This is a genomic window from Bordetella flabilis (genome assembly GCF_001676725.1).
Taxonomy (GTDB): Bacteria; Pseudomonadota; Gammaproteobacteria; order Burkholderiales; family Burkholderiaceae_B; genus Bordetella_C; species Bordetella_C flabilis.
Genome location: NZ_CP016172.1, coordinates 72,579 through 94,302, shown reverse-complemented (window position 1 = coordinate 94,302; position 21,724 = coordinate 72,579). Strand labels below are relative to the sequence as shown.

The 21,724-nt window shown below is 67.1% G+C and carries 19 protein-coding genes; 14 read left to right on the top strand and 5 right to left on the bottom strand.

Annotated elements, in window-relative coordinates; genetic code table 11:
- Nucleotides 1-112: 112 nt before the first annotated feature.
- The 3 genes from argS (at nt 113) to BAU07_RS00435 (ending at nt 3,238) form a co-directional block, all read left to right on the top strand.
- A complete protein-coding gene (gene argS / locus BAU07_RS00445) occupies nt 113-1,798 on the top strand; it encodes an arginine--tRNA ligase (RefSeq protein WP_066652578.1) in 1,686 nt (561 codons plus the stop codon).
- Between the two features lie 6 nt (nt 1,799-1,804).
- Nucleotides 1,805-2,527, top strand: a complete 723-nt coding sequence (locus BAU07_RS00440) for an SPOR domain-containing protein (protein WP_066652576.1) — start codon at nt 1,805-1,807, stop codon at nt 2,525-2,527.
- Nucleotides 2,528-2,608: 81 nt separating this feature from the next.
- A complete protein-coding gene (locus BAU07_RS00435) occupies nt 2,609-3,238 on the top strand; it encodes a thiol:disulfide interchange protein DsbA/DsbL (RefSeq protein WP_066652575.1) in 630 nt (209 codons plus the stop codon).
- A 37-nt stretch (nt 3,239-3,275) separates the two neighbouring features.
- Here the strand turns inward: BAU07_RS00435 and metC are convergent, their stop codons facing one another.
- A complete protein-coding gene (metC, locus tag BAU07_RS00430) occupies nt 3,276-4,472 on the bottom strand; it encodes a cystathionine beta-lyase (RefSeq protein ID WP_066652574.1) in 1,197 nt (398 codons plus the stop codon).
- Between the two features lie 169 nt (nt 4,473-4,641).
- Here metC and BAU07_RS00425 point away from each other — a divergent pair, with 169 nt between their 5' ends.
- Nucleotides 4,642-5,268, top strand: coding sequence for a LysE family translocator (locus tag BAU07_RS00425; protein ID WP_066652571.1), 627 nt, complete (start codon nt 4,642-4,644; stop codon nt 5,266-5,268).
- Nucleotides 5,269-5,328: 60 nt separating this feature from the next.
- Here the strand turns inward: BAU07_RS00425 and BAU07_RS00420 are convergent, their stop codons facing one another.
- The gene (locus BAU07_RS00420; protein ID WP_066652570.1) at nt 5,329-5,931 is read right to left on the bottom strand and encodes an FMN-dependent NADH-azoreductase; all 603 of its coding nucleotides are present in this window, start codon (nt 5,929-5,931) and stop codon (nt 5,329-5,331) included.
- Between the two features lie 247 nt (nt 5,932-6,178).
- Here BAU07_RS00420 and pdxR point away from each other — a divergent pair, with 247 nt between their 5' ends.
- The 3 genes from pdxR to BAU07_RS00405 all read left to right on the top strand — a co-directional run bounded on the left by pdxR (nt 6,179) and on the right by BAU07_RS00405 (nt 8,660).
- Complete coding sequence (pdxR, locus tag BAU07_RS00415; protein WP_066652569.1) at nt 6,179-7,600, top strand: MocR-like pyridoxine biosynthesis transcription factor PdxR; 1,422 nt, start codon at nt 6,179-6,181, stop codon at nt 7,598-7,600.
- Between the two features lie 199 nt (nt 7,601-7,799).
- A complete protein-coding gene (locus BAU07_RS00410; protein ID WP_066652567.1) occupies nt 7,800-8,252 on the top strand; it encodes a carboxymuconolactone decarboxylase family protein in 453 nt (150 codons plus the stop codon).
- 93 nt (nt 8,253-8,345) lie between these two features.
- Nucleotides 8,346-8,660 carry a DMT family transporter gene (locus BAU07_RS00405; protein ID WP_066652566.1) on the top strand — a complete coding sequence of 105 codons (315 nt, stop codon included), beginning with the start codon at nt 8,346-8,348 and terminating at the stop codon, nt 8,658-8,660.
- A 12-nt stretch (nt 8,661-8,672) separates the two neighbouring features.
- On the opposite strand, the gene BAU07_RS00400 is transcribed toward BAU07_RS00405, so the two are convergent.
- On the bottom strand, nt 8,673-9,737 hold the full coding sequence (locus BAU07_RS00400) for an MBL fold metallo-hydrolase (protein ID WP_066652565.1): 1,065 nt from the start codon (nt 9,735-9,737) through the stop codon (nt 8,673-8,675).
- Between the two features lie 71 nt (nt 9,738-9,808).
- Here BAU07_RS00400 and BAU07_RS00395 point away from each other — a divergent pair, with 71 nt between their 5' ends.
- From BAU07_RS00395 to BAU07_RS00375, 5 genes are all read left to right on the top strand, one after another.
- Nucleotides 9,809-10,189: a MerR family transcriptional regulator gene (locus BAU07_RS00395; RefSeq protein WP_066652562.1), complete on the top strand. Its 381-nt coding sequence runs from the start codon at nt 9,809-9,811 to the stop codon at nt 10,187-10,189.
- Between the two features lie 266 nt (nt 10,190-10,455).
- Nucleotides 10,456-11,634 carry an isovaleryl-CoA dehydrogenase gene (locus BAU07_RS00390; RefSeq protein ID WP_066652561.1) on the top strand — a complete coding sequence of 393 codons (1,179 nt, stop codon included), beginning with the start codon at nt 10,456-10,458 and terminating at the stop codon, nt 11,632-11,634.
- 159 nt (nt 11,635-11,793) lie between these two features.
- Complete coding sequence (locus BAU07_RS00385; protein WP_066652560.1) at nt 11,794-12,975, top strand: acetyl-CoA C-acyltransferase; 1,182 nt, start codon at nt 11,794-11,796, stop codon at nt 12,973-12,975.
- A 14-nt stretch (nt 12,976-12,989) separates the two neighbouring features.
- Nucleotides 12,990-14,597, top strand: a complete 1,608-nt coding sequence (locus tag BAU07_RS00380) for a carboxyl transferase domain-containing protein (protein WP_066652556.1) — start codon at nt 12,990-12,992, stop codon at nt 14,595-14,597.
- A 12-nt stretch (nt 14,598-14,609) separates the two neighbouring features.
- Nucleotides 14,610-16,625, top strand: a complete 2,016-nt coding sequence (locus BAU07_RS00375; protein WP_066652552.1) for an acetyl/propionyl/methylcrotonyl-CoA carboxylase subunit alpha — start codon at nt 14,610-14,612, stop codon at nt 16,623-16,625.
- Between the two features lie 78 nt (nt 16,626-16,703).
- On the opposite strand, the gene BAU07_RS00370 is transcribed toward BAU07_RS00375, so the two are convergent.
- Nucleotides 16,704-17,894, bottom strand: coding sequence for an acetylornithine transaminase (locus tag BAU07_RS00370; RefSeq protein ID WP_066652548.1), 1,191 nt, complete (start codon nt 17,892-17,894; stop codon nt 16,704-16,706).
- Between the two features lie 234 nt (nt 17,895-18,128).
- Between BAU07_RS00370 and BAU07_RS00365 the strand changes: the two genes are divergently transcribed.
- On the top strand, nt 18,129-19,397 hold the full coding sequence (locus tag BAU07_RS00365; protein ID WP_066652546.1) for an allantoate amidohydrolase: 1,269 nt from the start codon (nt 18,129-18,131) through the stop codon (nt 19,395-19,397).
- A 134-nt stretch (nt 19,398-19,531) separates the two neighbouring features.
- Here BAU07_RS00365 and BAU07_RS00360 read toward each other — a convergent pair whose 3' ends face one another.
- Entirely contained in the window at nt 19,532-20,788 is a 1,257-nt protein-coding gene (locus BAU07_RS00360) for a M20/M25/M40 family metallo-hydrolase (protein ID WP_066652545.1), read from the bottom strand.
- A 244-nt stretch (nt 20,789-21,032) separates the two neighbouring features.
- Here BAU07_RS00360 and BAU07_RS00355 point away from each other — a divergent pair, with 244 nt between their 5' ends.
- Nucleotides 21,033-21,704: a GntR family transcriptional regulator gene (locus tag BAU07_RS00355; protein WP_232338213.1), complete on the top strand. Its 672-nt coding sequence runs from the start codon at nt 21,033-21,035 to the stop codon at nt 21,702-21,704.
- Nucleotides 21,705-21,724 lie beyond the last annotated feature (20 nt).

Sequence of the window (21,724 nt, the reverse complement as noted above, 5' to 3'; positions counted from 1 at the left end):
GCCCTGCGGCGCCGCGCGGGGCGGCCCCGGCCAGCAGGACAAATCACGTTATCATCCCGGAATTCGCGGCATCTTGCGCGGCCGCACGATTTTTCGTCTTTTCCGAGTCCCCATGCTCCCCGAGCAACAGCAACTCCTTGTATCCCTATTGCGAGACGCGGTCGGCACGCTGCTGCCGGACGCCCGCCCCGACATTCTGCTCGAGCGTCCCAAGGTCGCCGCGCACGGCGATGTCGCCACCAATGTCGCGATGCAGCTGGCCAAGCCGGCCAAGCGCAATCCGCGCGAATTGGCGCAGGCCATCGTCGTCGCCCTGCAGAACGACCCGCGCGGGCGCGATATCGTGGCCGCCGCCGAGGTCGCGGGGCCCGGTTTCATCAACATCCGCATTTCCCCGGCCGCGCGGCAGGCCGTGCTGGCCGCCATCGCCGGCCAGGGCGCGGCCTTCGGCCGCGCGCCCCGAAACGGCGACAAAGTCCTGGTGGAATTCGTCTCCGCCAACCCCACGGGGCCATTGCACGTCGGGCATGCGCGCCAGGCTGCGCTGGGCGACGCCATCTGCCGCCTGTTCGACGCCAACGGCTGCGAGGTCACGCGCGAGTTCTATTACAACGACGCGGGCAACCAGATCCATAACCTGGCCGTGAGCGTGCAGGCGCGTGCGCGCGGTGTCGGCCCCGACTCGCCGGACTACCCCGAAGATGGCTACAAGGGCGAGTACATCGCCGATATCGCCAAGGATTTCCTGGCGAAGGCCGCGGTGCGCGCCGCCGACGGCGAAGAAACCGTCGCCACCGGCGACGTGGATGACCTCGATGCCATCCGGCGCTTCGCGGTGGCCTACCTGCGCCGCGAGCAGGACCGTGACCTGCAAGCCTTCGATCTGACGTTCGACAGTTTCTTCCTGGAAAGCTCGCTCTACAGCGGCGGCCGCGTCGAGCAGACCGTCGCCAAGCTGGTGGCCAGCGGCCACACCTACGAAGAAGATGGCGCGCTGTGGCTGCGCACGACCGAACTGGGCACGGGCGACGATAAGGACCGCGTCATGCGCAAGCGTGAGGGCGGCTACACCTATTTCGTGCCGGACGTCGCGTATCACGTCAACAAATGGGAGCGCGGCTTCCGTCGGGCCGTGAACATCCAGGGTAGCGACCATCACGGCACGGTGGCGCGTGTGCGCGCCGGCCTGCAGGCGCTGGACATGGGTATCCCCAGGGATTACCCGTCCTATGTGCTGCACAAGATGGTCAAGGTCATGCGCGGCGGCGAAGAGGTCAAGATCTCCAAGCGCGCCGGCAGCTACGTCACCATGCGCGACCTGATCGACTGGGTCGGCCGCGACGCGGTGCGTTATTTCCTGATCCAGCGGCGCGCCGATACGGAATTCGTGTTCGACATCGACCTTGCGTTGTCGCAGAGCGACGAGAATCCCGTTTACTACATCCAGTACGCGCATGCGCGCATCTGCTCCATGGTCGCGCAGTCGGGCGAAGACGAAGCCGCCATCGCCAGCGCCGACGCGGCGCAGCTGACCGCGCCGTCTGAATACGCGCTGATGCAGCGGCTGGCCGAACTGCCACAAGTTGTCCAGCTGGCGGCACAGGAACTGGCGCCGCACCACGTGGCATTCTGGCTGCGCGATTGCGCGGCCGACTTCCACGCCTGGTACAACGCCGAGCGGGTGCTGGTGGACGATGTCGCGCTCAAGCGCGCGCGCCTGCGCCTGGCCGCCGCCACGCGCCAGGTACTGGCCAACGGGCTGGCGCTGCTGGGCGTGTCGGCGCCGGAGCGCATGTAAAGCACCATGGCTGCCAAACGCAAACCCGCCAAACGATCTTCGCAACGCGGCGGCACGCTGTACGGCGTGCTGACCGGCCTGCTGATCGGCCTGGTCGTCGCCGCCGGCGTGGCCTTCTACGTGACGCGCGCGCCGGTGCCTTTCGTCGATCGCGCGTCGCGCCACGCCGATCAAAACCCGCTGCCGGACCCGAGCAATGCGCCCGACCCCAACGTGGGGCTGTACGGTCGCGACGGCGCAGCCGGCACCGCGCCCAGCGGTCCCACCGCCACCCCGCCGGCGCCCGTGCCCGGCACGCAACCGGCCACGCCTCCCGCGCCGTCGGGCCCGCAAGGCCCGGACGACCTGGGCGCCTTGATCGCCACGCTGCCCGCCACGCCGGAGCCCGCGGCCCCGGCGGCCGCGAAGCCCGGCGAGAAGCCGGGGGAAAAGCCCGCCGACAAGGTGCCCGGCAAGCCGGCCGCCCCGGCACCGGCGGGCGCGGCTGCCAAGGAGGCCAATGGCAAATACTTCCTGCAGGCGGGGGCCTACCGCAGTGTCGACGACGCGGAAGCCCTGAAAGCCCGCATACTGCTGATGGGCCTGCCCGTGTCCGTACAGCGCGCGGACGTCAATGGCAAACCCATCAATCGTGTGCGCGTCGGTCCGTTCGCCCGCCTGGACGACATGAACCGCGCCCGGACGCGACTGGGCGAAAACAAAATCGAGGTGGCGGTCGTCCGCCAGTGATCGCGCGCCGGGCGGAACTCGTGCCGCCCCGGCCTGTCTCTAGTCAGGATCGTCAGCCTCATACCTGGGAACCACACCGACATGTACAAACTGCTTAGCCGCCTGCTGGCCGTCACCGCGCTGGCCGCCACGACCCTGTTCGCGCCTGCCAGCCAGGCACAGAACGCGCCGGCCTACAAGGCGATCAACCCGGCGATGCCCGGCGACACCCCGGGCAAGATCGAAGTCATCGAGTTCTTCGCCTATACCTGCCCGCACTGCGCAGCGATGGAACCCATGGTGGAGAAGTGGGCGAAGACCGCGCCGCCGGACGTCGCCCTGAAGCAGGTGCCGGTCGCCTTCAACGCATCCATGAAGCCGCTGCAGCAGCTGTACTACACCCTCGAGGCGCTGAACCGGCCCGACCTGCATGCCCGGGTCTTCACGGCGATCCACCAGGAACACAAGCGCCTGTTCGACAAGAAGGCAATGGGCGATTGGGTGTCCACGCAAGGCGTGGACCGCGCCAAGTTCGACGCCGTGTTCGACTCCTTCTCGGTCCAGACCCAGGTGGAACGGGCCACGCAGCTCACGCAGCAGGCGAACATCGACGGGACGCCGTCCTTCCTGGTGGGCGGCAAGTTCCTGACCTCGCCCGTCATGGCCGGCAATAGCTACCAGGGCGCGCTGGACGAAGTCGACAAGCTGATCCCGATGGCCCGGACGAAGTAAGCGAAGCGCGCAGGCGCCTGCCCGGGCCCCCGGACGCCTAAACCGCGCTGGCGCGGTCCAGCGCCTGCCGCAGGTCCTCGATCAAGTCCTGCGGCGCTTCCAGGCCGATGTGCAGCCGCACTACCGCCTGTCCGTCCCCGGACCAGTACCGGTGTCCCGCCAGGTACTCCGGCGCGACCAACTGTACAAGGCTCTCGAAGCCGCCCCACGAATATCCTATGCTGAACAGGCGCAGCGCGTCGACGAAGACGCGCGCCTGTTCCATCGACAGCCGCAGGGCCGCCGACAGCATGCCGTTCGAACCGGTGCAATCGCGCGTCCACAGCGCATGGCCCGCATCCGCAGGCAGCGCCGGATGGTAGAGCCGGGCGACTTCGGGACGGCTCGCCAGGAAATCGCAGACCTGCAACGCGTTGCGTGCGTGCTGCGCCATACGCAGGGGCAAGGTCCGCACGCCTCTCAACGCCAGCCATGCATCGTCCGCGCTTACCGAATAGCCCATGGCGTACTGGGTCTTGTTGATCCGCTGCGCCAGTTCGGCGTCGTTCGTCACCACCGCGCCGAGCATCAGGTCCGAATGCCCGCCCACATACTTCGTACCGGCCACTACGGACACCTGCGCACCCAGTGCCAACGGCTTGTAGATATAGCCCGATCCCCAGGTATTGTCGCTGGCCAGCACCAGGCCATGGCGGCGCGCCTGCTCGGCCAGGGCCGGCAGATCCAGCATTTCGAAAAGCAGCGAGCCGGGCGATTCGACATACAGCAGCCGCGTATTGGGCCGCACCAGCGCAGCGATGTCGTCCCGATTCGGGGCGAAATAGGTGATCTCGATGCCCAGGCGGCGCAACACCGCCTGTTCGAGCACATGGACGGGCCCGTACACGTTATCCGCGACCAGGGCATGATCGCCAGCCGACAGCAGCGCCATGAAGGTCAGCGTAATCGCCGACAGCCCGGAGGGCGCCAGGTAGGCATGCGTACCCTGCTCCAGGTGCTTGAAGACGTCCTCCAGCGCGACATGGGTATCCAGGCCCATGCGTCCGTAGGCCACCACCCGCTCGCCCGCCGCCTTGCGCCGCTCCGCCCTTTCCAGCGCCGCCAGATCCTGGAACCGCACCGTGCTGGTACGCACGGGCGGCAGCCCCACGGGCGCGGCCCCTGTGGCGGGATCGAATTCGGCGATGCCGGTGTGCTGCAACAGGGTGTCGAGATGCGCGGGATGGTGGGCCATGGTGTGGAAGCAGGTTGTGGACAGCTCGCGACGGGCTGTGCACCAGTCGCGAGCGTACCGCGTGAGGGAGAGTCGCCTATGATGCCATTTTCGACGTGATTTTCCCGATCCGTCTCTCGCGCCGTGGCGCCGTGCCTTTGCGCCTCCACTCGCGTGGCCCACCCATCCCATGCCCGACCATCACACCCTCGCAACGTTCTTCGGATTGGCCGTACTGCTTGCGCTGTCTCCCGGTCCCGACAATCTTTTCGTGCTGATGCAGGCGGCATTGAACGGCCGGGCCGCCGGACTCATGGTGGTCCTGGGCCTGTGCACCGGCCTGCTCGTCCATACGGCCGCCGTGGCGGCGGGACTTGCGGCGGTCTTCGCCACGTCGGCCGGCGCCTACACGGCCCTGAAATGGGCGGGAGCGATCTACCTGGCCTGCCTGGCGTGGCAGGCCTTCCGGGCACCGGCCGGGGCTGGACCGGCGGGCAGCCCGCGGCGACTCCAGCCGGCGGCGCTGTACGTGCGCGGCATCGTCATGAACCTCACCAACCCGAAGGTGCTGCTGTTCTTCCTCGCCTTTTTGCCGCAGTTCACCATGCCGGCGGCCGGGCCGGTCGGGCCGCAGATCGTCGTATTGGGCAGCGTCTTCATGCTGGCCACCTTGCTCGTGTTCGGCGCCATCGCGTTCTTTTCGGGCGCGGCCGGGGCGCTGCTGCAACGGTCCGTTCGCGCCCGGCGGCTCTTGAACACCTGCGCGGGTCTGGTGTTCGCGGGCCTCGCCCTTCGGCTGGCGACCTCGGTGCGCTAAGCGCTTCCTCATCCCCTTGGCGCTCCGCGCCGACGTCCCGCGGCGGCAGCCCGGGCGTAATCAGCGGAAATGCGCGCGCAGCGCGAGATCGGTCCTGCCCCAGGCTTCGCGCACTGCATCCGGCCCCCCACCGGTGCCTTCAACCGAAAAAAAGGTCAGGTTGCGCAGTCCGATCGTGCCCAGGATGAACTTGAGATAGGGAGTAAGGAAATCCGGCTGGCGCGCACGCGGCCCGGAAAACTTTCCGCCCGACGCCACGCCGATGAACACCGGGCGATCGCGCAGCAAGCCCACTTTTCCTTGCGGGCCCACGCTGAATGTGCGGCCCGCGCGAACGATGTGATCTATCCACGCCTTCAATACGGAAGGCACGGCCACATTGTGCATCGGCGTCCCGATGACGACGACATCGGCGGCATCCAGCTCCCGGATCAGGACATCGGACGTGCACATCGTGCCGTCTTCCCCGGCTGCCGGCGCCAATCGGTGCTGGACATGCGCGTAATTGCCGTCGATATGGGCGATCGGGCTGCCACCGAGATCCCGATGTACCAGGGTTGCGCCGGCCGCGCTCTTCAGAAGATGTTCGACGATTTTTGTGGAGAGCCGGCGGCTCTCTCCGGCTTGCCCGCGAGGGCTGCAGTTCACATGCAGGATATTCATAAGCTTGCCATTCAGGTTCCGCCGGTCGCATCGACCAGCCGGGATGCCGCGCGACCGGCCTTGACGAACGCGGTCTTGAAAGTGCGGACGGGCATTCATTCTATGAATCCCATGGTTCACCTGGAAAGAGCCATGGACCGACATCGGTACTAGGCCATGATGGCATCAGGAATGCTTCCCGGCAGCGCTTCATGGCGCGCCGCGATGGTATAAACGACTGACAATATCGCAACGCAAGAGCTGGGCCATGACGACCGCGAAGGCCATCGATATCCCACCGTTGGATCCCACCGCGGCGCAACCCTTCTACAGGCAGATCTACGACAGGTTCCGCGGCGCCATCGAAAATGGCGTCCTGAAGCCCGGTGATCGCATCCCGTCCGCGCGCGCCCTCACGCAGGAGCTTGGTCTGGCCAGGGGCACCATCGAGTCGGCCTATTCCTTGTTGGCGGCCGAGGGCTATGTCCAGGCGCGCGGCCAGGCGGGGACCATCGTGACGCCGGGGCTTAAAGCGCGCACGCCCGTTCCGGGAACGGTGCGCAAACCCGTTGGCGGCATTGCCGCGGCCGGTTTTCGTCCCGACTCAATTCTGCCCTTCCAGATGGGACTGCCCGCGCTGGACGCCTTTCCCCGCAAGAACTGGGCGCGACTGGGGGCACGCTGCCTGCGCGGCATGCAGTCCGCCGACATGGTCCATCCCCCCATATACGGACTGCCGGCCCTGCGTACCGGGATCGCGGCCTATCTCCAGATGTCGCGCGGCATCGATTGCGCTCCCGCACAGGTGTTCATCACATCGGGCTATCGCGAGACCATGGCGCTGGTGGCACATGCGCTGCTCAAGGCCGGCGATCGGGTCTGGGTGGAAGATCCCGGATACCCGCCCACGCGCGAACTGCTGGGCCATATGCACCTGACCGCTATCCCGATATCGGTGGACCACGAGGGCATGGTCGTATCCCAAGGAACGCGGAGGGCGGCACGAGCCCGTGCCGCCGTCGTCACGCCGGCACACCAAAGTCCGCTATCGGTGTCCTTGTCCTTGCCGCGGCGTCTGGCCCTGCTGGACTGGGCCGCACGCAACCAGGCATGGATCATCGAGGACGATTACGACGGGGAGTACCGGTACGTCAGCCGCCCACTGCCTGCGCTGAAAAGCCTGGACCGTGACGAGCGTGTACTCTACGCCGGCACCTTCAGCAAGGTGCTCTTTCCCAGTATGCGGCTGGCCTATCTCGTAGTGCCGGAATCTCAGATCGAGCGCTTCGAGCAAATCGCGCAGGTCTTTGCGGCCGGCACGCCGGCGCTGACGCAGGCAGTGGTCTCGGCCTTCATCACGGAAGGGCACTTTGCGCGCCATATCCAGCGCATGCGCAGGCTATATGCGGAACGCCGGGAAACCACCGTGGCAGGCCTGGAGAGTGTGCTGGGCAAACGCATGCGCATCGATTTCCAGCCTGGCGGCATGCACTTGATCCTGCGTCTGCCGCCGGAGCAGTCGGATCGCCACCTGGTTGCACGCATGCGGGAACAGGGCCTCTACGCCGAAGCCATGACGGACTGGACGGCCCGTGGCGATGGCCCGCCTGCCTTGCTCCTGGGCTTCACGAACGTCGACACGCAGCGCACGGCGGAGAATCTGGCAAGGCGGATTGCGGCGCTTGCATAGCTGGCGCGACAGCGATACCGGGAAAAACCGCGACAAGCAACGCCAGGGCAGGCAAATCTCGGGCGCCGGGGAAGGTCTTGAAGGAGCATCGCTCGGATGCCGATCATGGCCCAGTACCGAAGGTCGATCATGGATCTTCTTCGCCGGGCGTGAATGCCGCAGCATGGAGTCCTCGATCAAACCACGACAAGGACATGCCATGACACACCGCATCGACTACACCAAAGTCTCGCCGGACGGCTACAGGGCCTTCGGCGCCGTGTATGCCACCCTGCAGAAAGGAAGCTTGCCCAAGGCACTGATAGACCTGGTCTATCTGCGCGTATCGCAACTGAACGGCTGCGCCTTCTGCATCGATATGCACACGCGCGACCTGACGAGATCCGGCCTGACGCTGGACAAGTTGGTACTCGTGCCGGTATGGCGCGATGCCGGGACACTGTTCAGTCAGCGAGAACGCGTCGCGCTCGCCTGGGCCGAAACCGTAACCCGTGTGGCAGAAACCGGCGCGCCCGATGCGGACTATGAAGCGGCAGCGGCGGAGTTCAACGACAAGGAGCTGGCGGATCTCACCTATGCCGTCGGATTGATGAACGCATTCAACCGCTTCGGCATCGCATTCCGCTCCAAACCTGCGGCGGTCGCTGCCTGATATCGGCGCAGACAACACGGCAGGCGTGCGCATCGCCCCGGCATCGCGTCCTGCCGTCGATCGACCTCTCGAACAACGGATGGATTCATCACCATGGCTTGGTCACTATTGGGTATTGCGGGCATCCTGGAAATCGCCTTCGCCCTCAGCATGAAGTGGTCTGAAGGCTTCACACGCCTGCCCCCGGCGCTGCTTACGGTCGCCACGGGACTCGCGAGCGTTATCCTGCTGTCCTTCTCGCTGCGCACGCTGCCTATCGGCACCGGCTACGCGGTGTGGACCGGTATCGGCGCCGCGGGCACGGCGATCCTCGGCATGGTGTGGTTGGGAGATTCCACGGCGCCCTTGAGGATCCTTTGCATTGCGCTCATTCTGGCGGGCGTCATCGGCCTGCGGCTGGTTACATGAAGCCCGCAGGATTCAGGCGACGGCCGTGAAACGCACCACGCCGTCATCGTCGGTACGGCGGCTCAGGCGGCCCTCGAAATACAGGGCATGCAGATGTGCCAGCGCCTCGCCCATGGCGAAGGTCAACTGGTGCAGATCGAGCTTGCGCTTGAACAGCACAGGGACGATGTCCGAAGTGCTGCACGGCTGCCGGCAAGCCTCCATGACTTCCTCCAGCCGGTCCGCATGGTGGCTGTGCTGCTGCGCAATGCGCTCGTGCAGGCCGCGGAAGGGGCGGCCATGCGAAGGCAGCACCAGCGTGTCGGGCGGCAGGTCGTCGTAGCCGTCCAGCGAGCGCAGATACAGCGGCAGGGGATTGGCGTCGGGTTCATAGTCGAACACGCTGACGTTGGTCGAAATGCGGGGCAGCACCATGTCGCCGGAGATCAGCACATTCAGGTCCTGGCAGTACAGCGAGGCGTGTTCCGGTGCATGCCCGTAACCCACGATCACGCGCCATTCGTGCGCGCCGATACGCACGCGATCGCCGTCCATGATGCGGGTGAAGCGGGGCGGGACGGCGGGCACCAGGTTGGGGTAGTAACCGGCGCGGGCGCGGATTTGTTCCTGCGCTTCGGGGTCGGTCAAGCCATGGCGGGCGAAATGCGCCACTGCCGAGTCGCCGCCCGCCCCGGATCCCGGACCGCCGGAACGCGACCACAGGGAAGCCAATGTGTAATCGGTCATCGTCATCCACAAGGGCGCATTCCAGCGCCGGCAAATCCAGTCTGCCAGGCCGATATGGTCCGGGTGCATGTGCGTCACCAGGAGACGCAGCACCGGCAGGCCGTCCAGGGCTTCCTCGAAAATGCGCTCCCACAGGGTCTTGACCTCGTCGCGGCTGATCCCGGTGTCCACGACGGTCCAGCCCTGGCGGCCGTCGATCTCGTCGCGCAGCAGCCATAGGTTGATGTGGTCCAGGGCGAAGGGCAGCGGCATGCGTATCCAGCGGACGCCGGCTGCCACCTCGCGGGTGCTGCCGGGCTCTGGCTGGCTGTCGCCCCACGGATACTCCAGCTTGTGCTCGTTCGGATTCATGACGCTACTCCCAGCTTGACGGTGGCTTCCAGCCCATCATAATTGACGTTTACGTAAGCTGCCAGCGCCATATGTCGCCCATTTCCTGGACCATTTCCGAACTCGCCCGCGAGTTCGACATCACGCCACGCACGATCCGCTTTTACGAAGATCAGGGCATCGTCAGCCCTTCGCGCGATGGCCGCAACCGGGTCTACACCGCACGTGACCGGACGCGCCTGAAGCTCGCGCTGCGGGGCAAGCGGCTGGGCTTGCAGCTGTCCGAAATTCGCACCCTCATCGATATGTACGACGGTCCGGGCGACACCGTGCCGCAGCTGCGGCAGTACCTGACCGTGCTGGAGCAGCACCGCGCCACCCTGGAGCAGCAGCGGCGCGACATTGACGACAGCCTGGCCGAAATCGCCCAGCAGGAGGCCGAATGCCGGCGCCTGCTGGAGGCCCGTAGCTAGCGCAGGACCATGGCGGAGGTGCCGTCCCGGCTGCTGATCCAACACGGCTCGCGGGTCTCCCCGGCGTGGGCCGGTCGATGCAAGGTCACGGCATGTCGCCCGATGTTGATATTACGTTTACGTAAACGTAACATGCACATGACGGCATTGCCTCGGCCGCCCCGTAAATGCAAGATGGCTGACGCGCCTGCGGAAGCCTGGATGCGCGCAGGCCGGCGGCGCTCGCAGACGGGGCGTGGTAAGCGCCTACTCTCACGGAGATACCTATGGACATTCCCGGCTTGAGTTTCTATCTGGGCGAAGACCTGGATCTGCTGCGCGACAGTGTGCGCCGCTTTGCGCAGGCGGAAATCGCCCCACGCGCCGCGGAAATAGACCGCAGCGACCAATTCCCGATGGACCTCTGGAAAAAGATGGGCGACCTGGGAGTGCTGGGCATGACCGTCGGCGAAGCCTATGGCGGCGCGGACATGGGTTACCTGGCGCACATGATCGCCATGGAGGAAATCTCGCGTGCCAGCGCTTCCGTAGGCCTGTCGTACGGCGCCCATTCGAACCTGTGCGTCAACCAGATACACCGTAACGGGACCGAAGCGCAGAAGCGCCGCTACCTGCCCAAGCTCATTTCCGGCGATCACGTCGGTGCACTGGCCATGAGCGAGCCCGGCGCGGGATCCGACGTCGTCAGCATGACCCTGCGCGCCGAGAAGAAAGGCGACCGCTACGTGCTGAACGGCACCAAGATGTGGATCACCAATGGGCCCGACGCGGATACTTTGGTGGTCTATGCCAAGACCGATCCCCAGGCCAGGCAGCGCGGCATCACCGCCTTCCTGGTGGAGAAAGGCTATGCCGGGTTTTCCATTGCCCAGAAACTGGACAAGCTGGGCATGCGCGGCAGCCATACCGGCGAGCTGGTATTCCAGGATTGCGAGATCCCCGAAGAAAATGTGCTGGGCGAAGTCAACGGCGGCGTCAAGGTCCTGATGAGCGGGCTGGATTACGAACGCGCCGTGCTGGCCGGCGGGCCGCTGGGGATCATGCAGGCGGTCATGGACGTCGTGGTGCCCTACATCCACGAACGCAAGCAGTTCGGGCAAGCCATCGGCGAGTTCCAGCTGATACAGGGCAAGGTGGCCGACATGTACGCCGCCCTGCAGGCGTGCCGCGCCTTCTGCTACGCCGTCGGCCGCAACCTGGACCGCCTGGGAGCCGCGCACGTACGCCAGGTGCGCAAGGACTGCGCGGCGCTTATCCTCTACACCGCTGAAAAGGCGACGTGGATGGCGGGCGAAGGCGTGCAGATCCTGGGCGGCAACGGCTATATCAATGAGTTCCCGACCGGCCGCCTGTGGCGCGACGCCAAGCTGTACGAGATCGGCGCCGGCACCAGCGAAATCCGCCGGATGCTTATCGGGCGAGAATTGTTCAACGAGACGGCCTGATCCATCCATTCCGACCGAGCGCCCGGCAGCCATGTACGCATCATCGCCCGCAACGCCACCAGACCCGCATCCGCAATACCTTGCCATCGGCATCGCAGGCGCATAACGCCGCCATGCCCGTTACGGCGGTGAACCCGCCTCGCACAACCAGGAGTCATCATGTCCGATCCCGTCGTTATCGTTTCCGTCGCCCGTACGCCCATGGGCGGCATGCTGGGCAGCCTGTCCAGCCTGGCGGCCCACGAACTGGGTTCCGTCGTCATCAAGGCGGCCGTCGAACGCGCCGGCCTGCAGCCGCAGCAGATCGATGAAGTGCTGATGGGCAACGTCCTGCAGGCCGGACAGGGCCAGGCCCCGGCACGCCAGGCTGCGCTCGGCGCCGGCCTGCCGCTGGGCGTGGCGTGCACGACGGTGCACAAGGTATGTGGCTCCGGCCTGAAGGCGGCCATGCTCGGGCACGACATGCTGGCCGTCGGCTCGGCGCAGGTCGTCGTGGCCGGCGGGCAGGAAAGCATGAGCAACGCGCCCTACCTGATGCTGAAGGGCCGGCAGGGCTACCGCTACGGACACTCCACGGTCTACGACCACATGGCCCTGGATGGCCTGGAAGACGCGTACCAGCGCGGCACCGCCATGGGGGTGTTCGCCGAAGACTGCGCCGCCCGCTACGAATTCACGCGCGAACAGCAGGACGCGTTCTCCCTGGAATCGCTGCGCCGCGCGCGCGCCGCAACCGAGGATGGCAGCTTCAAGTGGGAGATCACACCCGTGCCGGTCGCCGGCAAGAAGGGCGACACCGTGGTGGATACCGACGAAGCGCCGACCAAGGCCATGCCCGAAAAGATCCCGACACTGAAGCCCGCCTTCAAGAAGGACGGCACGGTCACCGCCGCCAGCTCCGCTTCGATTTCCGACGGCGCGGCCGCCATGGTGTTGATGCGCATGTCGCAGGCCGAAAAACTGGGCGTCAAGCCCTTGGCGCGCATCATCGGCCATGCCCAGCACGCGCAGGAGCCGAACTGGTTCACGACCGCGCCGATCGGCGCCTTGAAGAACCTGTTCCAGAAAACCGGCTGGCGCTCCGGTGATGTGGACTTGTACGAAATCAATGAAGCTTTCGCGGTCGTTGCGATGGGCGTCATGAAGGACTTCGGTATTCCGCACGCCCAGGTCAACGTGCATGGCGGCGCGACGGCCCTGGGCCATCCCATCGGGGCGTCCGGCGCGCGGCTGGTCGCTACCCTGATCGGCGCATTGCGCAAGCATGGCGGCCGGCGCGGCGTGGCCACGCTGTGCATCGGTGGCGGCGAAGCCGTGGCCATGGCCATCGAAATGCTGTAGCCCACGAGTCGCCTATGTCCATCATCGATTCCCGCATCAACCCACGCTCGCAGGACTTCCAGGACAATGCGCGCGCCATGCAGGCCATGCTGGACGACTTGCGCGCGCAACAGGCGCAGGCGGCGCTGGGCGGCGGAGAAACCGCCCGCGCGCGCCACGTGGCGCGCGGCAAGCTGCTGCCGCGCGAGCGCGTCGAGCGCCTGCTCGACCCCGGTACGCCCTTCCTGGAACTGTCGCCCCTGGCCGCCCACGGCATGTACGACGGCGAGGCGCCCGGTGCGGGGCTCATCACCGGCATCGGGCGCGTATCCGGCACCGAGTGCGTCATCGTCTGCAACGATGCCACGGTGAAAGGCGGTACCTACTACCCCATGACCGTCAAGAAACATCTGCGCGCGCAGGAGATCGCGGCGCAGAACCGGCTGCCATGCATCTACCTGGTGGATTCCGGCGGGGCCAATCTGCCGCAACAGGAAGAGGTCTTTCCCGACCGCGACCATTTCGGCCGCATCTTCTACAACCAGGCCGTCATGTCCGCCGACGGCATCGCGCAGATCGCGGTAGTGATGGGATCCTGCACGGCGGGCGGCGCCTACGTGCCGGCAATGAGCGATGAATCGATCATCGTGCGGAATCAGGGCACCATCTTCCTGGGCGGCCCGCCACTGGTCAAGGCCGCCACGGGCGAGGAAGTCAGCGCCGAGGATCTGGGCGGCGGCGACGTCCATACGCGGCTCTCCGGCGTGGCCGACCATCTGGCGGCGGACGATCACCACGCCCTGCGCCTGGCGCGCGACGCGGTGGCCCGCTTGAACCTGCGCAAGCCTGAACCGCTGGCGATACAGGCCTCGCGCGAGCCGCGCTACGACCCCGAGGAGCTGAACGGCATCATCCCGGCGGACACACGCAAGCCCTACGATGTGCGCGAAGTCATCGCGCGCATCGTCGATGACTCGGCCTTCGATGAATTCAAGGCGCGCTATGGACAGACACTGGTCACCGGATTCGCCCATGTGCACGGCATGCCGGTGGGCATCGTGGCGAACAACGGCATCCTGTTCTCCGAATCGGCGCAGAAGGGCGCGCACTTCATCGAGTTGTGCGCGCAGCGCCGCATACCGCTGGTGTTCCTGCAGAACATCACCGGCTTCATGGTGGGACGCAAGTACGAAAACGAAGGCATCGCCCGCCACGGCGCCAAAATGGTGACCGCCGTGGCCACCGCCGCCGTGCCCAAGTTCACCGTGCTGATCGGCGGTTCCTTCGGCGCCGGCAACTACGGCATGTGCGGACGCGCCTATTCTCCCCGGCTCCTGTTCATGTGGCCCAATGCGCGGATATCCGTCATGGGCGGCGAACAGGCCGCCAGCGTGTTGGCCACGGTACGGCGCGACGGCATCCAGGCCAAGGGCGGCACGTGGACGGCCGACGAAGAAGAAGCCTTCAAGGCGCCGATACGCGCGCAGTACGAGCGCGAAGGCCATCCGTACCATGCCACGGCGCGGCTGTGGGACGACGGCATCATCGCGCCCGCCGATACGCGGCGGGTGCTGGCGCTGGGCCTGTCGGCCGCCTTGAACGCACCCATACCCGCGACGCGCTTCGGCGTCTTCCGGATGTAATCAGGAGGCCCCGTGTTCTCTACTCTGCTTATCGCCAACCGCGGCGAAATCGCCTGCCGTGTCGCCGCGACGGCGCGCCGGCTCGGTATCCGCACCGTGGCGGTGTATTCGGATGCCGACGCCCATGCCCGCCATGTCGCCGCCTGCGACAGCGCGGTCAGGCTGGGGCCCGCCGAACCGCGCGCCAGCTATCTGCGCGGCGACTTGATCCTGCAGGCGGCGCGCGCCAGCGGCGCGCACGCCATCCATCCCGGCTATGGTTTCCTGTCGGAGAACGCAGGCTTCGCCGAGGCGGCGGCGCAGGCAGGCATTGTCTTCGTCGGACCGCCCGCCAGCGCCATCTCGGCCATGGGTAGCAAGTCCGCCGCCAAGCAACTGATGGAGACCGCCGGCGTACCCCTGGTGCCCGGCTACCACGGCGACAACCAGGACCCCGACTTCCTGCGCGAGCAGGCGGACGCGATCGGCTATCCCGTGTTGATCAAGGCCAGCGCAGGGGGCGGCGGCAAAGGCATGCGCATCGTCGAGGATCGCGCGGCGTTCGCCGATGCACTGGCGTCATGCCGGCGCGAGGCCGCCTCCAGCTTCGGCGACGACCGGGTGCTGATCGAGCGCTACCTGCAAAAGCCGCGCCATATCGAGATCCAGGTGTTCGCCGACACCCACGGCAATTGCGTCTACTTGTTCGAACGCGACTGCTCGGTGCAGCGGCGCCACCAGAAGGTCATCGAGGAAGCGCCGGCCCCCGGGATGACGACGCAGCGGCGCCAGGCCATGGGGGAAGCGGCGGTCGCCGCCGCGCGCGCGGTCGGCTATGTCGGCGCGGGGACCGTCGAATTCATTGCCGAGCCGGACGGCCGCTTCTACTTCATGGAGATGAACACGCGGCTGCAGGTCGAGCATCCCGTTACGGAGATGATCACCGGCCATGACCTGGTTGAATGGCAGCTCAGGGTCGCGGCCGGCGAACCGCTGCCGGCCCGCCAGGAAGACCTGCGCCTGCAGGGACATGCCATCGAAGCGCGCATCTACGCCGAGAACCCGGACACGGGATTCCTGCCGTCCATCGGCACTTTGCGCTACCTGGGCCTGCCCGAGCACACCGCCTTTGCCAACGGTCCCGTGCGGGTGGATGGAGGGGTGCGGGCCGGCGACGCCATCACGCCGTACTACGACCCGATGATCGCGAAGCTGATCGTCCGGGGCGAGGACCGCGACGCCGCGCGCAAGCGCATGGCGCAGGCCCTGGCCCAGGTACGTGTCGTGGGCCTGCACACCAATACCGCTTTCCTGGGCCGGCTGATGCGCGACGAGGCCTTTGCCGACGCGGACCTGGATACCGGCCTGATCGAGCGCCGCCGCGACACGCTGCTGCCGGCGCCCCAGGAGGCCGGACCGGCGCTGCTGGCCCTGGCCACGGCGGCGCTGTTGGCCCGTGAAGGCTTGTCCGCACCGCGGGTCGCCCGGGTGCCGCACGACCCCTGGGACGCACGCGACGGCTGGCGCGTGGCGGGCCACTACGCGCGCACGCTCGCGTGGCTGGATGGCGCGACCGAGCGCGCGGTGACGGCGACGCGCGACCGTGCCGCATGGACCCTGGATACGGGCGAGGGCGCACAGGTCTTCCATTGGGAAGCGTCGCCGCAGGATGGCCATGCGCTGGCGTGGGAGGTGCGCGTCATCATCGAGGGCGCCGACGCCACGGCGACCGCCGTATGGGACGGCGACAACCTTCACCTGTTCGAGGACGGAAGGACCTGCCAGCTGGCGCTCCAGGATCCCCTTGCCCATGCCGGGGAGGCGCAGGGCGAACATGGCGGCGACATGACGGCGCCCATGCCGGGCAAGATTATCGCCATCGCCGTGCAGCCGGGTGAAACCGTGCAGAAGGGCCAGGCGCTGCTGGTCATGGAGGCGATGAAGATGGAGCACACCATCACCGCCGCCGCGGACGGCGAGGTGGCCGAGGTCTTCTACCAGGTAGGCGACCAGGTTGCCGAAGGCAGCGCCCTCATCGCGTTGAAGTAGCGTGGGCGCCGTCGCCGGCCGAGGTCCGGTGCGCCGCGCGCGGAGCCCGGCCGGGCTCCGCGGTCACATGCGCGTCCGTCAGTTGCGGATGGCCGTGATGACTTCATCCAGCGTCTTCAGCATGCTGGCGACTTCCTGTTCGGTGACGTTCAGCGCGGGCATGAAGCGCAGCAGGTTGCCGCGCGGCGCATTCAACAGCAGCCCTTCGGGCTCGAGCTTGCGGGCCGCATCGACGATGGCCGCGCCGTCATCGCGGTCCATCACCAGCGCGCGCAGCAGGCCCGCGCCGCGCTCGCCGCGCATGCCCCATTTGCTTGACAGGGCCAGCAGGCCATCGGACAGCTGCTTGCCGCGCGCCTGCACCGTATCCAGGAAGCCGGGCGCATTCAGCGCGTCGAACACCGCCGTGCCTACCGCCGTCATCAGCGGATTGCCGTTGTAGGTGCCGCCCTGCTCGCCGTGCGAGAACACGCTCACATCCTGGCGCGCCAGCAACGCCGCCAGCGGCACGCCGCCGCCGATGCCCTTGCCCAGCGTCATGATGTCAGGCGTAATGCCGAACTGCTGATAGGCGAACATGGTGCCGGTGCGGCCCATGCCGGTCTGGACTTCGTCGACGATCAGCAGCAGGCCATGCTGGTCCGCCAGCTTGCGCAGGCCCTGCATGAATTCCACGGTGGCCGGAATGACGCCGCCTTCGCCCTGCACCGGCTCCAGCATGATGGCGACCGTCTGCGGGTCGATCAGCTTGCGCACGGACTCCAGGTCGTTCAGGTTCGCCTTGGGGAAACCATCGACCTGGGGGGCGAACATGGTGTCCCAGCCCGGCTTGCCGGACGCCGACATGGTCGCCAGCGTGCGGCCATGGAAGCTATGGTCCATGGTGATGATCTTGTATGCGCCGTTGCGGTTGACGCGCCCCCACTTCCGCGCGAGCTTGATGGCGCCTTCGTTGGCCTCCGCGCCGCTGTTGGCGAAGAACACGCGATCGAACACCGAGGCCTGCGTCAACCGCTGCGCCAATTGCAGCGACGGTTCGTTGTAGAAGGCCGGTGAGGGATTCATCAGCTTGGCCGACTGCTCCATCATCGCGCGCACCATTTCGGGCGCGCTGTGGCCCAGGCAGTTCACCGCCCAGCCCTGGACGAAGTCCAGGTATCGCTTGCCAGTGTTGTCCTCCAGCCAGGATCCCTGTCCTCGCACGAACACCAGGTCCGGGCGGGAAGTGATGTCCATGAGGGTGTTGACGTTGTACTGGCTGAATTCCATGGCGGTTCCTGAGTCAGGGAAGTAAAAGGCTTGCCCGGCCCGCAGGTGGCCCCGCTATCCGGCAAGGGAGTAAATTTATCACCCGCCGGCGTCCGGGGCGGCATTGAGGCTCGCGCGCAACGTTCGCGTGCGGCGTCGCGCCGGTCATGGGTGTATACAAAGTTTGTGTTATCGCGTTAAATCGGCCGCTCCCGGCGCGACATACCGTCCTGCTTACCCATAGCGAAGTTTTCCATGTCCCTATCCGCATCCGCCTCGCGGGGCGAACGCGTGCTGCAGTGGGCCGACGCCCTCGCCGCGCATTCCGACCACCCCGAGCACCTGACCTGCGCCTATCTGACACCCGCCCACCGCGCGGTAGCCGCCCTGCTCGAAGCCTGGATGCGCGAAGCCGGCTTCGATACGGTGCGCCACGACGACGCGGGCAACGTGATCGGGCTATATCGCGCGGCGGCCGAAACGCCCGCGCCGCGCCTGGTCGCGACCGGCAGCCATTACGACACCGTGCGCAATGGCGGCCGCTATGACGGCAGGCTGGGGATCCTGCTGCCCATCGCCATCGTCGCCGACCTCCACACGCAGGGGCGACGTCTGCCCTTCGATTTCGAGGTGGTGGCGTTCGCCGAGGAAGAAGGGCTGCGGTTCGGCAGCACATTCCTCGGTTCTTCCGCTTACACAGGTCTCTTCGACACCGCCATGCTCGACCGCAGCGATGGCGCCGGCATCACCATGCGCGACGCGATTGCGCAGGCCGGCTTCGATCCCGCGCGCATAGCGGCCTGCGGTACCGACGTCGCGCGCCTGGCCCACTTCTTTGAAGTGCACATCGAACAAGGACCCATCCTGCTCGAGCGTGGCCTGGCGGTCGGCGTGGTCAGCGCCATCGCGGGCGGCGTGCGGCGGCTTCTTGTGCTGGAAGGCCAGGCCGGCCACGCCGGTACGACCCCGATGAACCTGCGGCACGATGCCGCCTGTGCCGCCGCCGAAATCGTGCTGGCCGTCGAGCGGCGCTGCGCGCAGGCGCCCGGGCTGGTCGGTACGGTCGGGCGACTGGAGGTTCCGGAGGGCTCGGTGAACGTCATACCGGGATGCTGCCGCCTCTCCCTGGACGTGCGGGCGGCCGAAGACGGCGTGCGCGACGCGGCGCTGGCCGATATCGAGGCAGAGATCGAGACAATCTGCGCCCGCCGCGGCGTCCGATACGCCGTGGAGGAAGTCATGCGCAAGGCCGCCACGCCATGCGCCGCGGCCCAGCGCGCGCTCTGGGGCGCGGCCATCGCGGCGCATGGCGTACCGGTCCATGAGCTGCCTTCCGGCGCGGGGCACGACGCGATGGCGGTGGCCAAAGTCGCGCCGGTGAGCATGCTGTTCCTGCGTTGCGGCAATGGCGGCATCAGCCACAATCCCTTGGAAACCGTCACCTCCGAGGACGTGCAACTGGCCGGGGCCATCACCGAATCGTTCCTGCTGGGGCTGGCGCGCACACTGCCGGAAGCGGTTTGATGCGGCACGCGGGGCGGCGCTGATCGCATGCGTGGGGCGGGGCATGGCGCGCCGGCCTCCGGGGCCTGGATGCGCACGGGCAGTGGCACCCGCGCCGGCACGGGCGCCGGCTGGAACGGCCCGCCGCCCTGATCTCAGGAAAGCAGGTCCTCCAGCGTCAACGCCACGACCTTGGTGGCCTTGCGCAAGTCTTCCAGGCGCAGGTTTTCGTTGACGTTGTGCCCGCCCGCTTCGAGCAGCGTGCGGGGGCCGGCACCGTACAGGACGGTGGGAATGCCGCTATGCGTGTAATGCCGGGCGTCCGTATAGAGCGGCACGCCCTGCACCGGAATGTCGGTGCCCATTACCGCCGCGGCATGGCGCCGCAAGGGTGCGATCAGGCGGTCGGCCCCCGGCAGTTGCGCAAGGGGCTGCGCCAGCATGACGCGCCGCACGCTCGCGCGGCAGCCTGGATGGCCCGCGATCGCAGCCTGCACGATGGCCCGCAGTTCGCCTTCGGCGTCATGGCCGGCCTCTTCGGGAATCATGCGGCGGTCCAGGCGGCAGACCACACGGTCGGGCACGACGTTGGTATTGATGCCGCCCTCGATCAGGCCCACGGTAAGCGTCGGGCTGCCGATGCCCGGCGTAGCGGAATGCCGCTGCGCCAGCTCGGCGCGGAACGCATACAGCGCCTGCAGGACGGAGGTGGCCGCCTCCAGCGCATCGGCGCCCGTGTGCGGCATGGCGGCATGCGCCTGGCGACCCTGTACGGCGATTTCCAGATGCAGGCAGCCGTTGTGCGCCGACGTGACGGCGTAGCCGAAGCCGGCGGAGATGGCATAGTCCGGCCGGCTGTATCCCTGGTCCAGCAGCCAGCGCGGACCGAGCTCGCCGCCCGCTTCCTCGTCGAAGGTGAAATGCAGCTCCACCGTGCCCCGGTACGGCGCCCCGCGCCGCTGCGCATCGCGCAAGGCGAGCAAGGCCCAGGTATAGGTGGCGAAATCCGATTTGGAGACCGCCACGCCGCGACCGTACATCACCGGGCCATGCAGGGGATCGGCCTCGACAGCGCCGCCATAGGGATCGTGGCGCCAGCCGTCACCCGGGGGCACCACATCGCCATGCGCGTTCAGCGCCACCACTGGGCCGTCCGGACCGAAGCGATGCCGCACGATGAGGTTGACGACGGAGCGCATGCCATGCGCGCGCACCGTCTCGACGGGAACACCATAAGCCTCGACGTCCAGGCCGAGGCCCTGCAACAGCGCCTCGGCGCGCCGCGCCACCGGTTCGCAATCGCCAGGCGGATTGTCCGACGGCACGCGCACCAGTTCCCGCAGAAAGGCGACCTGGCGGTCATGCTGGGCATCCAGAAAAGCACAAAGGTCGTGAGTAGCGGCGAAGGACATGGCGACAGCGAGAATCGGAGCGGGCGGAGCAGGGCACCACAGCGCAAATGCGGCGAGGGAATCGCCGAATGGCAGACAGAGGACGGCAGGCGGCGCAAGCGACTGTACGGCATGTAATTTTTGTATGCAATCCCTGTTTGCGAAATTTGGTTAGACTAGGTGCCCCCGCCCGCGACCGTGCTCCCGCCCGGTCCGGGGCCCACCCTTCGCCTACCGCTTCTCCTCGATGCCGGCATCACGGAACATGGTCGACACCAGCGCCGAACACATTGCCCAGGACATCGCCTCGGCCATCGTTGGCCATCGCCTGCCGCCCGGCACGCGGCTGCGCGAGGAAGCGCTGGCGCGCGCCTATGGCGTCAGCCGCACCAAGATCCGCGCCGCGCTGCTGATGCTGTCCAAGGACAAACTGATCCGCACAGTCCCGGACAAGGGCGCATTCGTCAGCAAACCCAGCGCGGCGGAAGCCCGCGAGATCTTCGCGGTGCGCCGCATTCTCGAGACGGCCATGGCGCGCGAGTTCGTCGCGCGCGCCCGCCCGGCCGACTACAAGCGGCTGGAGCAGCACCTCAGGCATGAGCGCAAGGCGGTAGCGGCCGGCGATGCGCAACTGCGCAACCGTCTATTGGGCGATTTCCATATCCTGCTGGCGGAGATTGCCGGCAATTCGGTGCTGACTGAAGTGCTGCGCGAAATGTCGGCCCGGAGCGCCGTCCTGACCGTCCTCTACCAGTCCACCGCGGATGCGGCGTGCTCGTCGGAGGAGCACCATGCTTTCCTCGCCGCCGCGCGCGCGGGCGATGCGGACGAGGCGTGCCGCCTGATGATCGAGCATCTCCAGCATGTCGAAGCCGCGCTGGATTTCGATGCCGACGCGGCACCCGACGGCGATCTGGTGGCTGCGCTGCTCACCTGACAACGGCGTTCGCCGCGCGG

Excerpts from the sequence above, each read along its gene's own strand:
- argS (WP_066652578.1), top strand. The coding sequence starts at position 113 with ATGCTCCCCGAGCAACAGCAACTCCTTGTATCCCTATTGCGAGACGCG.
- BAU07_RS00440 (WP_066652576.1), top strand. The coding sequence starts at position 1,805 with ATGGCTGCCAAACGCAAACCCGCCAAACGATCTTCGCAACGCGGCGGC.
- BAU07_RS00435 (WP_066652575.1), top strand. The coding sequence starts at position 2,609 with ATGTACAAACTGCTTAGCCGCCTGCTGGCCGTCACCGCGCTGGCCGCC.
- metC (WP_066652574.1), bottom strand. The coding sequence starts at position 4,472 with ATGGCCCACCATCCCGCGCATCTCGACACCCTGTTGCAGCACACCGGC.
- BAU07_RS00425 (WP_066652571.1), top strand. The coding sequence starts at position 4,642 with ATGCCCGACCATCACACCCTCGCAACGTTCTTCGGATTGGCCGTACTG.
- BAU07_RS00420 (WP_066652570.1), bottom strand. The coding sequence starts at position 5,931 with ATGAATATCCTGCATGTGAACTGCAGCCCTCGCGGGCAAGCCGGAGAG.
- pdxR (WP_066652569.1), top strand. The coding sequence starts at position 6,179 with ATGACGACCGCGAAGGCCATCGATATCCCACCGTTGGATCCCACCGCG.
- BAU07_RS00410 (WP_066652567.1), top strand. The coding sequence starts at position 7,800 with ATGACACACCGCATCGACTACACCAAAGTCTCGCCGGACGGCTACAGG.
- BAU07_RS00405 (WP_066652566.1), top strand. The coding sequence starts at position 8,346 with ATGGCTTGGTCACTATTGGGTATTGCGGGCATCCTGGAAATCGCCTTC.
- BAU07_RS00400 (WP_066652565.1), bottom strand. The coding sequence starts at position 9,737 with ATGAATCCGAACGAGCACAAGCTGGAGTATCCGTGGGGCGACAGCCAG.
- BAU07_RS00395 (WP_066652562.1), top strand. The coding sequence starts at position 9,809 with ATGTCGCCCATTTCCTGGACCATTTCCGAACTCGCCCGCGAGTTCGAC.
- BAU07_RS00390 (WP_066652561.1), top strand. The coding sequence starts at position 10,456 with ATGGACATTCCCGGCTTGAGTTTCTATCTGGGCGAAGACCTGGATCTG.
- BAU07_RS00385 (WP_066652560.1), top strand. The coding sequence starts at position 11,794 with ATGTCCGATCCCGTCGTTATCGTTTCCGTCGCCCGTACGCCCATGGGC.
- BAU07_RS00380 (WP_066652556.1), top strand. The coding sequence starts at position 12,990 with ATGTCCATCATCGATTCCCGCATCAACCCACGCTCGCAGGACTTCCAG.
- BAU07_RS00370 (WP_066652548.1), bottom strand. The coding sequence starts at position 17,894 with ATGGAATTCAGCCAGTACAACGTCAACACCCTCATGGACATCACTTCC.
- BAU07_RS00365 (WP_066652546.1), top strand. The coding sequence starts at position 18,129 with ATGTCCCTATCCGCATCCGCCTCGCGGGGCGAACGCGTGCTGCAGTGG.
- BAU07_RS00360 (WP_066652545.1), bottom strand. The coding sequence starts at position 20,788 with ATGTCCTTCGCCGCTACTCACGACCTTTGTGCTTTTCTGGATGCCCAG.
- BAU07_RS00355 (WP_232338213.1), top strand. The coding sequence starts at position 21,033 with ATGGTCGACACCAGCGCCGAACACATTGCCCAGGACATCGCCTCGGCC.